This is a genomic window from Plantactinospora sp. B6F1 (assembly GCF_040120695.1).
Classification (GTDB): domain Bacteria; phylum Actinomycetota; class Actinomycetes; order Mycobacteriales; family Micromonosporaceae; genus Plantactinospora.
The window spans coordinates 85,716-98,277 of sequence record NZ_JBEEAC010000002.1 but is presented as its reverse complement, the minus strand read 5'-3'; the positions used below and the strand labels follow the sequence as shown (position 1 = coordinate 98,277).

10 protein-coding genes and 1 tRNA gene are annotated in these 12,562 nt (G+C 71.1%); 5 read left to right on the top strand and 6 right to left on the bottom strand.

All coding sequences use genetic code 11. The features are described 5' to 3' along the window. Positions 1-32 precede the first annotated feature (32 nt). The 6 genes from ABNF97_RS03570 to ABNF97_RS03545 form a co-directional block, all read right to left on the bottom strand. Positions 33-917, bottom strand: a complete 885-nt coding sequence (locus ABNF97_RS03570; RefSeq protein WP_130461192.1) for a sulfotransferase domain-containing protein — start codon at positions 915-917, stop codon at positions 33-35. Positions 918-1,052: 135 nt separating this feature from the next. Further along, positions 1,053-3,530 carry an FtsX-like permease family protein gene (locus tag ABNF97_RS03565; protein ID WP_349337631.1) on the bottom strand — a complete coding sequence of 826 codons (2,478 nt, stop codon included), beginning with the start codon at positions 3,528-3,530 and terminating at the stop codon, positions 1,053-1,055. After that, a complete protein-coding gene (locus tag ABNF97_RS03560) occupies positions 3,524-4,357 on the bottom strand; it encodes an ATP-binding cassette domain-containing protein (RefSeq protein ID WP_130461190.1) in 834 nt (277 codons plus the stop codon). The genes ABNF97_RS03565 and ABNF97_RS03560 overlap by 7 nt, the downstream gene beginning before the upstream one ends. A 94-nt stretch (positions 4,358-4,451) precedes the next feature. Beyond that, positions 4,452-5,258, bottom strand: coding sequence for a WecB/TagA/CpsF family glycosyltransferase (locus ABNF97_RS03555; RefSeq protein WP_130461189.1), 807 nt, complete (start codon positions 5,256-5,258; stop codon positions 4,452-4,454). A 31-nt stretch (positions 5,259-5,289) separates the two neighbouring features. Continuing rightward, positions 5,290-6,363: an NAD-dependent epimerase/dehydratase family protein gene (locus ABNF97_RS03550; RefSeq protein ID WP_130461188.1), complete on the bottom strand. Its 1,074-nt coding sequence runs from the start codon at positions 6,361-6,363 to the stop codon at positions 5,290-5,292. A gap of 107 nt (positions 6,364-6,470) precedes the next feature. Next, positions 6,471-6,556 (bottom strand) — tRNA-Leu (locus ABNF97_RS03545). Between the two features lie 277 nt (positions 6,557-6,833). Between ABNF97_RS03545 and ABNF97_RS03540 the strand changes: the two genes are divergently transcribed. From ABNF97_RS03540 to ABNF97_RS03520, 5 genes are all read left to right on the top strand, one after another. After that, positions 6,834-7,625 carry an FhaA domain-containing protein gene (locus ABNF97_RS03540; protein ID WP_130461187.1) on the top strand — a complete coding sequence of 264 codons (792 nt, stop codon included), beginning with the start codon at positions 6,834-6,836 and terminating at the stop codon, positions 7,623-7,625. Positions 7,626-7,630: 5 nt separating this feature from the next. After that, positions 7,631-8,113 carry an FHA domain-containing protein FhaB/FipA gene (locus tag ABNF97_RS03535; RefSeq protein WP_130461186.1) on the top strand — a complete coding sequence of 161 codons (483 nt, stop codon included), beginning with the start codon at positions 7,631-7,633 and terminating at the stop codon, positions 8,111-8,113. Continuing rightward, complete coding sequence (locus ABNF97_RS03530) at positions 8,110-9,522, top strand: BofC C-terminal domain-containing protein (RefSeq protein ID WP_130461185.1); 1,413 nt, start codon at positions 8,110-8,112, stop codon at positions 9,520-9,522. Before ABNF97_RS03535 ends, ABNF97_RS03530 begins: the two co-directional genes overlap by 4 nt. A gap of 145 nt (positions 9,523-9,667) precedes the next feature. Beyond that, positions 9,668-11,059: an FtsW/RodA/SpoVE family cell cycle protein gene (locus ABNF97_RS03525; RefSeq protein ID WP_130465692.1), complete on the top strand. Its 1,392-nt coding sequence runs from the start codon at positions 9,668-9,670 to the stop codon at positions 11,057-11,059. Then, positions 11,056-12,561, top strand: coding sequence for a peptidoglycan D,D-transpeptidase FtsI family protein (locus ABNF97_RS03520; protein WP_349337630.1), 1,506 nt, complete (start codon positions 11,056-11,058; stop codon positions 12,559-12,561). Before ABNF97_RS03525 ends, ABNF97_RS03520 begins: the two co-directional genes overlap by 4 nt. The last annotated feature ends 1 nt before the right edge of the window (position 12,562 follow it).

Below are 12,562 nucleotides of genomic sequence, written 5' to 3'. Positions count from 1 at the left end.
CACGGGGTACGGGGCGGCCGGCAGGTCGAAACTCAGGAGTCCCCGTCCCGCGTCGCGGGTGCCTCGTACCCGGGATAGCCGAGCACCTCGACGAGATCGCCCGTGGCGGCGGCGAAGGCCTCGTAGATGTCGTCGTCGAAGTGGTTGCGCCAGTCGCCGGGCTTCCCCTTGCGGTAGTGGGACAGCGCCGGGTCACTCGCCTGGGTGTTGCGCATCCGCGAGAAGCTGTACCGCGACAGCAAAGCCGCCAGCTCGGCCGGCGGAATGGGAATCCCGCAGTGCCGCATCAACTGCTCGACCTCGTCCGCCTGCCGCTCGCCGGTCAGGTCCTCGTACCGGCAGACGCGGACCGTCTCCGTGTTCGGGGCTTTCGCCCAGGCCCGGAGGGACCGGAAGGTGCCCTTGTTGGCGAGGTGCTCGATGACGTGCAGCATCCCCTCCTTGAAGGGCTTCTCCTGGAGCACCTTCCGGACCTGGAGGACATCCCCCATCGCCGTGTGTGAACTCCGATAGGAGAAGTAGCCGGAAACGACGAGGTCCCGGGGGTCCCGGAGGATGAAGAACGTCCGATACCGCCCGGACTTGGGGATGTTCATGAATCCGTTGTAGGAGACGAAGAGCGACGAGACGATGCGGCCGGGCGGGAGAGGCTGTGGATAACGCCAATTGTGCGGCCGCGGATCGTACGGGAGCAGCCCGCTGTAGCGGTAGATGACGGGATCGCTGAACAGGGCCTTGACCCATTGGCTTCCCGCCTTGCGTACCGTGCAGTGAAATATGTTCTCGAACTCGCTGCGGACCTCCACCGGGACCGTGAGTTGTAGTTTCGCGTTGTGGGCGTTGCCCATCACCCGTCGCGCCACCACACGCAGGGAATTAGGCGTGTAATGCTTGGTCAGCTTGATGGCCCGCTTCATTGTCTGAACCCTCTCCATGCCTGCGTGGTCGGGGGGAACCCGCAGGACAGTCGAGACACGTTTCGGCTGTCTCATCCCTCCGGTCTGGAAGGCTACCCTGGACCGCCTGCCGACAACCGGCTCGGTGTCGAGCGCCTACTCCCGCACCCCCGCGAGCTGGGCGGCCGGGGTGCGCAGCGCCAGCATCGCCGGCACCAGGCTGGCCAGCACGGCGGCGAGCAGGCACCCGGCCGCGATCAGCGTGATCGGCAACCACGGCACGGTGACCTGCGGCTGCGCCACCAGTTCGGCCAACCGGGCCCGTAGCCCGGCCAGCATCGCAGCGCCCACCAGCGCGGCGAGTGCCGTGCCGGAGAGTCCGACCAGCACCGCTTCCAAGCCGATCATCCGCAGCACCTGCCCGGGGGTCGCCCCGGACAGGCGCAGCACCGCCAGCTCCCGCCGCCGGTCGTTGGTCGCCATCACCAACGTGTTGGCGATCGCGATGCCGGTGTAGAGCAGCGCCATCCCGAGCACCGCCAGCAGCGCCACCCGGTTCTGCTCGTACTGCGCGGCGTCCCCCGCCACCAGGTGCTCGGGAGTCGGCAGCACCCTCCCGCCACCGGCGACGGCAGCCGCGTCGAGCGCCACCGGATCGCCGCCGTCCAGGTAGACGACGTCGGCGCCGCCGGGCTGGTGTGCCCGGCCCAGCTCCCAGGGCAGCAGCAGGGTCCGGTCCAGGTCGACCGAGTCGGCGAGTACGGCCACCACCCGCAGCCGCACCTCGGTCGTGTCGGCCAGCCACACCTGGACCCGCTCACCGACCCGCCAGCCCATCGACCGGCTGACCGCCACCGTGTCGGTACCGGTCAACCCGGCGACCGAACCCGCCACGGTCGGCAGCCGCAGCACCCGGTCCAGCCCCGCCCCGACGAATCGGGCGGAGTACTCCTCGGGATAGTCGTCGCTGCGCACGTACACCTCGGTCCGCCGGCTCGGAACGGCGGCGCGCACCCCGGCGACCCGGCCGAGCGCCGCGACCGTCGGCTCGGCCAGCCCGACCGGACCGCTCGCGGTCGCCACGGCGGTGGCGGCGACCCGGTCCCGGGCCGAACGCTGCTCGGCCTCCCACAGCGTCGCGGTCAGCGGCAGGGTGGTGGCCGCGATGCCGACGGTGACCAGGATCGGCGCGGCGGTGGCGGTGGTGCGGCGCAGCGCGCTCAACGCACTCGACCGGGCGATCGTGCCGGTCTGGCCCCGAAGTGCGGCGCCGAGCAGCGGCACGAGCACCCGGATCAGTACCGGTGCCAGCAGCCCGGCGGCGGCCAGCCCCAACTGGGCGACCAGCATGACCATCGCCAGGCCGTCCGAGACCCCGATGTCCGGCAGCGCGGTGAGCAGCAGCACCGCACCGGCGAGGAAGAGCAGCCCGAACGACCACCGCCCCCAGCCCATCACCCGGGTGTCGACCGACGCCTCGCGCAGCGCCTCGACCGGGCGTACCCGGGCCGCCCGCCGGGCGGCGATCCCGGCGCCGAGCAGGGCGACCAGCAGCCCCACCCCGGATGCGGCGAGCAGCGGCCAGAGGATGAACCGGGCGGTGAAGTCCTCCGGCGCGAAGCCGGACCGGGCCAGCCAGTGCGCGTACGGCGGCGCGGTGACCAGGCTGAGCGCGCTGCCGGCCAGCCCGGCCAGCACTCCGACGAGTACCGCCTCGCCGAGCACCAGCCGGCGGATCTGCCGTGGCGTGGCACCGGTCGTCCGCAACAGTGCGAACTCGCGTCGGCGTTGGGCGACCGCGAACGAGAACGTACCCGCGACCACGAAGATCGAGACGAAGGTGGCCACCCCGGCGGTGGTGCCCAGCAGCGAGGCCGCCAGGGCCAGCGCGTCGCCGTCCTGATCCGGCTCGGCGGCCGCCCGGTCGTCGCCGGTGAGCACCCGGAACCCGGGCGCGGCGGCGCGGACCCGCTCGGCCAGCGTGCCTGCGGAGACACCGTCGGCGGCCCGGAGCGCCACGGCGGTGATCCGGTCACCGGCAAGCGCGGCGGCGGCCCGGTCGGTGAGGAAGGCGACCGCCGGCCCGTCCTCGCCGGCCGGCGCCAGCACCCCGCTGACGGTGAACGTCCGTGGTCCGTCCGGGGTCTGCACCGGCACCCGGTCGCCCGGCCGGTGTCCGCCCGGCGAGGTCAGCACCACCTCCCCGTCCACCGTGGGCGGTCGACCCACCAGTGGGCCGTACCCACCCAGCGCCGCGGCCGACCAGGGCCGGGCCACCCCGGCGGTACCGGCCAGGTCCACCGGCACCCGGCGGTCGGCTACCGCCTCGGTGACCCCCGGCACCCCGCCCAGCCGGTCCGCCAGCTCGGCCGGCACCGGCCGCGAGTACGGCGTATCCGTGGTTGTCGTGTACCGCTCGTCGCCGGTACCCGTGGTGACGCTGACCGACTTCGGTCCGGCCACCACCACGTCGGCGTTGCCGTACCACCGCGGTGGCCGGTCCGGACCGGTGACGCTGGACGCCAGCGCGAGCCCGGTGGTGGCCAGCAGGCAGACGCCGAGGCAGAGCGCGACGAAGGTGCCGACGAACGCCGTCCAGCGACTGCGGAACGTCTGGCCGGCCAGCGTCAGCACGGCGCCACCCGACCCGGCCCACCCGTTGCGGCGCCGTCCACCGGGAGCGGGGCCGCGCCGAGCGGGACCGGTGCGGGGCGGACCGGCGCCGGGGCGTCGGGCGCGGCCGGTTCCAGGGCGGTCATCCGCTCCGCCACCGCCGACGCGGTCGGCTGGCGCAGCTCGTCCACCACCCGCCCGTCGGCGAGGAAGACCACCCGGTCGGCGTACCCGGCGGCCACCGGATCGTGGGTGACCATCACGATCGTCTGTCCGGCCCGGTCCACCTGCCCGCGCAGTAGCCGCAGCACCTCGCGCCCGGCCGTGGAGTCCAGCGCACCGGTCGGCTCGTCGGCGAAGAGCACCCGGGGCCGGGTGATCAGCGCGCGGGCGATCGCCACCCGCTGCTGCTGACCGCCGGAGAGCTGGGCCGGCCGGTGCCCGGCCCGCCCGGCCAGTCCCACCGCGGCGAGCGCGGCCCGGACGTCGCCCCGGTGCGGTCGGTGCCCGGCCAGCCGCAGCGGCAGGGCGACGTTCTGTTCGGCGGTGAGCGCGGAGAGCAGATTGAAGGACTGGAAGACGAAGCCGATGGTGTCCCGGCGCAGCAGCGTCAGCTTCGTCTCGGAGAGCCCGCCGAGATCGACGTCGCCGACCGTGACGCTACCGGCGGTCGGCCGGTCCAGGCCGGCCGCACACTGCAACAGCGTGCTCTTGCCGGAACCCGACGGACCCATCACCGCCGTGAACGTGCCGTCGACGAAACCGAGGGTCACCCGGTCCAGCGCGATGACCGCGCTTTCGCCCGAGCCGTACCGTTTGCTGACCTCCGCCAGCCGCACCGCGTCCATGGCAGCGAGTCAACCGGACCCGGCACCCCCAAACACTCCCGGCGACCGGCCTCTCGCGGGTAGGGGCAGCCCTACCCGGCCAAGGAGGAGCTGGTCAGACCGCGAAGGTGGCCGGGCGGTCGGTCGCCGGGGCCGGCGGGGTCGCCTTCCAGATCCCGAGCCGCTGCGCGGTCAGCCGGGCCACGTAGGCCGGGTTGAGCACCATGTAGCGGTGGAAGAGACGCTTCGGCTCCAGGCCGAACCGCCACAGCCACTCCAGCCCGACCCGCTGCATCCACGGTGGAGGCTTGCGGAGCAGTCCGGCGTGGTAGTCGAAGGCCGCACCGACCGCCATCAGCGGCATGTCGAGCAGCGGTCGCATCGCGTACGCGAAGACCTCCTGCCGGGGGCAGCCGAGCCCGACCAGCACGAGCCGGGCCCCGGAGGACCGGATCCGGTCGGCGATCTCGGCGTCCTCGCCCGGGCGGGCCGGCCGGAACTTCGACGACTCCGTCCCGGCGATCTTCAGGGCCGGGAACATCCGCTCCAGCTCCGGGATCAGCCGGGCCAGGGTCTCGTCGGTGGAGCCGTAGAGGTAGACCGGCATGCCCTCGTCGGCGAACCTGGCCAGCACACTCAGGGTCAGGTCGGGTCCGTAGACCCGCTCGGCCAGGGCGGCGCGGTGCAGCAGGTTGAGTGCCCACCGTACCGGCTGCCCGTCCGGGGTGACCACGTCGAAGGCGTTGAGCCGGGCGTTGTGCGCCGGGTCGAGCACCCCGGTCATCACCCCGTGCACGGCCAGCGCGGTCAGCGCCATCGGCCGGCGCTCCCGCCCGGCCGCCACCACCTGCTCGGTCGCGGCCTCGTAGTCGACCGCGTCGACCAGTACGCCGAGCACGTTGCGCTTACCCCGCGAGATCACTGTCCTCCCCCTGCCTCGCTGGTCGGCGCCCTCACGGCCGCGGCACCCACTTGTCGACGTTGGCCGCGTGGATCTCCTGGAGGATCATCGGCACGTCGTAGATCTGCTTCCAGTGCGGGTAGTCGCGCTGGAAGGCGGCGTTGGAGCCGATCCACCACTGGTGGTCGCCGACCCGGTTGGCCTCGCGGTATTCGGTGACCATCTCCCGCCCGGTGATCTTCTCGGCCAGCGCGAACGCCTCCAGGTGCGAGCAGTTCGAGTGCCGCCCGCCGCCGAGGTTGTAGACCGCCGCCGAACGCGGCTCCCGGAAGAACGCCTCGAAGGCCGCGACCACGTCGTGGCTGTGGATCGCGTCCCGGACCATCTTGCCCTGGTAGCCGAATATCTTGTATGTCCGGCGTTCCATGTTGCAGCGCATGACGTAGCCGAGGAAGCCGTGCAACTCGGTGGCGGAGTGCGCCGGACCGGTCAGGGTGCCACCGCGGAAGCAGGCGGTCTTCATGCCGAAGTAGCGACCGTACTCCTGCACCATCACGTCCGCGGCGACCTTGGAAGCGCCGAAGATCGAGTGCAGCGACGCGTCGATCGACATGTCCTCCTTGACCCCGTCGAAGTACGGGTGGTCCGTGGCGAGCTCCCAGCGGGTCTCCTGCTCGACCAGGGGGAGGCTGTTGGGCCGGTCGCCGTAGACCTTGTTGGTGGAGCAGTGGATGACCGGCGCGTCGATGCAGTGCTCGCGGACGTTCTGCAGGACGTTCAGCGTGCCGCCCGCGTTTACGTCGAAGTCGGTGAAGGGGTCGCGCACGGCCCAGTCGTGCGAGGGCTGCGCGGCGGTGTGGATCACCACGCCGATGTCGCGGCCGTACCGCCGGAAGATCCCGGCCAGCGCGTCCCGGTCGCGGATGTCCACGTCGTGGTGCGTGTACGCGTCACCGAGGTCGCTGGTGAGCCGCAGCACGTTCCACGCGGTGGACGCCTCCGCGCCGAAGAACTGCCGGCGCATGTCGTTGTCGATCCCGACCACGTCCAGGCCGAGGCCGGCGAAGTGCCGGACCGCCTCGGATCCGATCAGGCCGCCGGATCCGGTCACCAACGCGACTGTCACACGTCACTCCTGGTTCGCCTCGGTCGGAAACCACCGGAGCATAGCGCGGTGGCGCCGTTGCCTCGACATGAACAAGGAGCCCCGTGTCGCCACGGAGCCCCTTGAGGTGGTGGGGAAGGGGGGAGTTGAACCCCCACGCCCTTTCGGGCACACGGACCTGAACCGTGCGCGTCTGCCATTCCGCCACTTCCCCTGGCGAGGCGTGACCCGCGTCGCCCCGTGCCCTCCCGACGAGAAGCCCGGGACAACCCGACTCATTCCCTGAGCGCGCCACAGGACAATAACGATCGTGTCCGGAGCCCACTCTTCGGCATGTGTCGGGACATACTACGCTGTCCCTACTGCCGCCGCGGGTGTTACCGCCCGCAGCGGATGGAAGAGTAGCACGACCAAACCCGGCCGCTGAGGAGAGGCCGGCTGCAGGCGGCCGAGCGGCGTGCGAGCCGCACGTGCGGCGGCCGGATACCATCATGTCCTCGGAACCCGAGGAGGAGCCGGTGAGCGTGCTGCAACGCTTTGAGAAGCGTCTGGAGGGCCTGGTCGAGGGGGCCTTCGCAAAGGTGTTCAAAGGGGTGGTGCACCCCGTCGAGATCCTCAACGCGATGCAGCGGGAGGCAGAGGCGCACAAGGCGATCCTCGCCGGTGGGCGCACTCTGGTACCCAACCGCTACGTGATCGATCTCTCGCCGTACGACCACAGTCGGCTGGCGCCGTACGCCGCCGCGCTGGCCCAGGAGCTGGCCCAGTCGCAGGCGGAGTTCATCGGTGAGCAGGCGTGGACGGTCTACGGCGACGTCATCGTCGAGATCGAGCGCGGGGATGGTCTCGACACGGGCATGTTCCGGGTCACCGCCGAGGTCTACACCGGCGGCGACGTCGCCCCGGTGCACCAGTCGCCATACGACCAGCAACCCGGCGGCTATCCGCCGTACGACCAGGGCGGCGGCTACGGCCCACCGCCGGGCCACGGCGCCGGTGGTCGCAACATCCGGCTCGTCTCCGGCGACGGCCGCACCTATCCGTTGCAGATGGGGTCGACCGTGATCGGCCGGGGCGACCAGGCGAACCTGCGGCTGCCGGACGTCGGCATCTCCCGCCGACACGCCCGGCTCGACTTCGACGGCGGTCAGGTCGTGCTGACCGACCTCGGGTCGACCAACGGCACCATGGTCAACGGGCAGCGGGTCTCGGCCGTGGCGCTCAACCCCGGCGACATGATCCAACTCGGCACCACCACCCTGACCTTCCGCGTGGACGGTTAACCACCTTGCCCCCATTAGTCATCACCGTTGCCCGCATCGGCTTCATCGTCCTGCTGTGGATCTTCGTGTTCACGGTGGTCGGGGTGATCCGTCGGGACCTCTTCGCCGGCGCGAGGTCCAGCCGCCTCGTCGCCGCGCCGCGCGGGGTGGGGGTCGCGCTGGGGCAGAACAAGCCGGCGAAGGTCAAACGGGGCCGGGCGGCGCACCAGTTGGTCGTCACCGGGGGCCAGCTCGCCGGCACGCGGATCACGCTCGGCGAAGCGCAGATCACCATAGGTCGGGCGGAGGACTCGACCCTGGTGATCACCGACGACTACGCCTCGGCCCGGCACGCCCGACTCGTGCCCCGATCGGGGCAGTGGTTCGTCGAAGATCTCGGCTCGACTAACGGGACCTACCTCGATCGCGCTAAGGTCACCGGACCTACCCCCGTCCCCCTCGGCGTGCCGATCCGAATCGGCCGCACCTCTCTCGAATTACGGCCATGACTCTGACCCTGCGTTACGCGGCGCACAGCGACCGCGGGCTGATCCGAGACGGCAACCAGGATTCCGTCTACGCCGGGCCGCGGCTTCTCGCCGTGGCCGACGGCATGGGCGGGATGGCCGCCGGTGACGTCGCCAGCAACATCGTCATCGGTGCCATGGCCCCGCTCGACGAGGACGTCCCGGGTGACGCCCTCGTCGACGCGCTGCGGTCGGCCGTGGACACCGCCAACCAACAGTTGCGCGACACCGTGGACGCCAACCCGCATCTCGAAGGGATGGGCACCACCCTCACCGCACTGCTCTTCTCCGGCAGCAAGATCGGCATGGTGCACATCGGTGACTCGCGCGCCTACCTGCTCAGGGACGGCGAGTTCGCCCAGATCACCAAGGACGACACATACGTCCAGATGCTGGTCGACGAGGGGCGGATCAGCCTGGAGGAGGCGAGCAGCCACCCGCAGCGGTCGCTGCTCACCCGGGCGCTGGACGGCCGCGACATCGACCCCGAATACTCGGTACGCCAGGTGCGCAGCGGTGACCGCTACCTGATCTGCAGCGACGGGCTCTCCGGGGTGGTGAGCGCGGAGACCATCGCGGACACCCTGCGCGACCTCAAGGACCCCCAGGCGTGCGTGGAGCGGCTGGTGCAGCTCGCGCTCCGGGGCGGCGGTCCGGACAACATAACCGTGATCATCGCGGACGCCAGCGACCAGGACATCCTGGAGGCCGCCCCGATCGTCGGGGGTGCGGCCTCCCGGGACCGGGGCATGGCGACCTCGGCCGACGACTCGACGCCGGCCGCCCGGGCCTCGGCACTCTCCCCGCCGCGTCCGGCCAGCCCCGAGCCGGCCGAGACCGAGCCCTCCGCGGACGACGAGCCCGAGCGCCCCCGTCGGCGTCCGCTGCGCACCGCCGTACTCGTGGTGGCGCTGCTCGGGGTGGTCGGCGCGGGACTCTGGTTCGGCTGGGACTACACCCAGCGGCAGTACTACGTCGGCGCCACCGACGACGGTCAGCTCGCGGTCTTCCAGGGCATTCCGGGCCGGATCGCCGGGCTTGAGCTGTCGAACGTGCACGCCACCAGCCCGACCAAGCTGGAGGACCTGACCGCCGCCGCCCAGGAACAGGTGAAGCAGGGCATCCAGGCCGACGACGAGCCCGACGCGGTACGCCGGCTCGCCGAGCTGACGAACGAGGACCCGGGCAACCCCAACCTGAAGCCGCTCTGCCAGCCGAGCGTCCTCCCGACCCCCACGCCCGGCGTCACCACACCGCCCCCGTCCGTACCCACTCCTACCCCCGGCCAGACCGTTCGGGCGACCGCCACCCCGGCGGGTACGCCCGACGCGCCACCGTCCGACCCGATCCCGCCGGTCACCGACCCTGCGGGATGCCGGTCGATCGAGTGAGCGTCAGCTCCGACGATCCGAGGGAATTCACGTGACCGCCCCGCCTGGATCGGCATCGACGCCCGCACCAACGGGCGAGCTGCCACGTGTCCGAGTCGCCGCCAGATCCAGGCGGAATGCCGAGTTGGCGCTGCTGCTGCTGGCCATGGTCGTCGTGGCGGCGTACGCGGCGACGGCCGAGGCGAACCTGCTCGACACGGTGACCTTCGACTTCTGGGTACCGATCGCGTCGATCACCGCCGTCTTCCTGGCGATCCACGTGGTGGTCCGATTCCTGGCACCGTACGCCGACCCGGTGCTGGTGCCGGCGGTCGCCCTGGTCAACGGCCTCGGCGTGGCCTTCCTGCGCCGGCTCGACCTGGGCCGGGCCACCCCGGACGAGCGGGCCGATCTCACCATGTTCTCCGGCACCGGCGGGCGGCAGCTCGCCTGGACGCTGCTCTCGGTGGCGCTCGCCGCCGGCCTGCTGGTGCTGATCCGGGACCACCGGGCAATCAGCCGGTACGCCTACACCCTGGTGCTGGCCGGCATCGTGCTGGTGATCACCCCGACGCTGCTGCCCCCGAAATACTCGCAGGTCAACCCGCAGTCCGACGCCAAGCTGTGGATCAGCTTCGGCGGGTTCACGATCCAGCCCGGCGAGTTCGCCAAGCTGGCCCTGCTGGTCTTCTTCGCCTACTACCTGGTCCGCAAGCGCGAGGTGCTCTCGCTGGCCAGTCGGCGGGTGCTCGGCGTCGACTTCCCGCGGGGTCGGGATCTCGGCCCGGTCATCGTGGTCTGGCTGATCAGTCTCGGGGTGCTGGTCTTCCAGAAGGACCTCGGCACCTCGCTGCTCTACTTCGGCATGTTCGTGGTCACCCTCTACATCGCCACGGAACGGGTCAGCTGGCTGATCATCGGCCTGCTGCTCTTCTGCGGCGGTGCCGTGCTCGCCTGGTATCTCGGCAGTACGGTCGGCGGGCCGTTCGCCAGCTTCTACACCCGGGTGGACATCTGGCTCGACCCGTACGGCGACCCGTACAACACCGGTTGGCAGACCCTCCAGGGACTGCTCGGACTCGGCACCGGCGGGCTCTTCGGGACCGGCCCCGGTGCCGGGCAGCCGTTGGAGATCCCCGAGGTGCACACCGACTTCGTCTTCGCCGGGCTGGGCGAGGAGATCGGCTTGTTCGGGCTCTCCGCCCTGCTGGTGGTCTATCTGCTGATCATCGAGCGAGGGCTGCGGGCCGCGCTGGCCGTCCGGGACTCGTTCGGCAAGCTGCTCGCCGGTGGCCTCTCCTTCACGGTCTGCCTCCAGCTCTTCGTGATCATCGGGGGCGTCAGCGGACTGATCCCGCTCACCGGCCAGACCACGCCGTTCCTCTCCGCCGGTGGCTCGTCGCTGATGGCGAACTGGCTGCTGGTCGCGGCCCTGCTCCGGATCTCCGATGCTGCGCGCCGGCCGGTCGACTCCAGCTCACCGGCCCGGCCCAGCGGGGTGCCCGCCGGACCGCCGGCCCAGTTGCACGGCGCCACAACGGAGGTGATCAGGCCGTGAACGCACCGTTGCGCAAGGTGGGCATCGTCGCGATGATCCTGTTCGGCCTGCTCTTCGCCAACCTCAACTACGTGCAGGCGTACAAGGCCGACGAGTACCGCAACAGCGACTACAACGGCCGGGTCCAGGTCGCCGAGTACGAGCGCAAGCGCGGGATCATCGAGGCCGGCGGGACGCCCCTGGCGACCAGCAAGGAGACCGGCGGCAAGCTGAACTTCCTCCGCACCTACCCGAAGGGTGAGGTGTACGCGCACGTCCTCGGGTACAAGCCGGTCAACATGGCCGACACCGGGATCGAGAAGAGCGAGAACGAGTTTCTCGCCGGGACCAGCGACCAGCTCCTCGGAGACCGGGTGCGGGACCTCTTCACCGGCAACCAGACCGCCGGCGGGAACATCCTGCTCACCCTCTCGCCCCGGGCGCAGGAGACCGCGTACCGCGAGCTGGTCAACAACCGCAAGGACGCGACCAAGGGCGCTGCGGTGGCGCTGGATCCCACCACCGGGGCGATCCAGGCACTGGTCTCGATGCCGAGTTTCGACCCGAACCCGCTGGTCGCCCACGACACGGACAAGGCGCAGGCGGCGTACGACCGGCTCGACGCCGCCAAGGACGGCCCGCTGAAGAACCGGGCGCTCTCCGAGATCTTCCCGCCGGGCTCCACCTTCAAGGTCATCACCGCGGCCGCCGCCCTGGAGAACGGGTACGACCCCGGCACCCGGATCCCGGCCGGCGCGAGCTACCTGGCGCCGACCGCCGGTGAGGAGATCCGTAACGCGGCGCCGAGCATCTGCCCCGAGTCCCAGGTGACCCTGACCCAGGCGTTGACCGAGTCCTGCAACACCGGCTTCGCCCGGCTCGGGGTGACGCTCGGCGCCGACAAGCTCAAGGACGAGGCCCGCCAGTTCGGCTTCGAGGACGACGAGTTGGCCGTGGGCCGGCTCAACGGCTCGGGCCAGAAGGTGGTGGCGAGCCGTACCGGCGAGATGGCGACCCCGGACGGCAACGACGACCCGCCGCAGGTGGCGCAGTCCTCGATCGGGCAGAACAACGTCCGGATGACCCCGTTGCAGGGCGCGTTGATCGCGGCCACGGTGGCCAACGACGGGCGGCAGATGCGGCCGTACCTGGTGCAGCAGCAGCTCGGCCCGGACCGCACCACCGACTACTACACGGCGGTGCCGAAGGAGCTGCGCGAGCCGGTCAGCGCCGAGGTCGCCGGCCAGCTCCAGGACATGATGGTCAGCGTGGTGCAGAACGGCACCGGCACCAACGCGAGGATCAACGGGTACCGGGTCGGTGGCAAGACCGGCACCGCCGAGACCGGCGGGACCAATCCCGACCACGGCTGGTTCATCGGGTTCGCGATCAACAGCGAAGGCAAGCCGATCTCGGCGGTCTGCGTCTTTCTGGAGAACGCCGGGTCGGGCGGCAGCGGCGAGGCGGCGCGGATCAGCCAGCAGATCATGCGGGCGGTCATCGCCGACCGGGGAGGCCGTTGAC

Bases quoted from the DNA above. Each gene is read 5' to 3' on its own strand.
- ABNF97_RS03560 (WP_130461190.1), bottom strand. From the start codon at position 4,357: ATGGACGCGGTGCGGCTGGCGGAGGTCAGCAAACGGTACGGCTCGGGC.
- ABNF97_RS03540 (WP_130461187.1), top strand. From the start codon at position 6,834: ATGTCCTCGGAACCCGAGGAGGAGCCGGTGAGCGTGCTGCAACGCTTT.
- ABNF97_RS03570 (WP_130461192.1), bottom strand. From the start codon at position 917: ATGAAGCGGGCCATCAAGCTGACCAAGCATTACACGCCTAATTCCCTG.
- ABNF97_RS03525 (WP_130465692.1), top strand. From the start codon at position 9,668: ATGGTCGTCGTGGCGGCGTACGCGGCGACGGCCGAGGCGAACCTGCTC.
- ABNF97_RS03530 (WP_130461185.1), top strand. From the start codon at position 8,110: ATGACTCTGACCCTGCGTTACGCGGCGCACAGCGACCGCGGGCTGATC.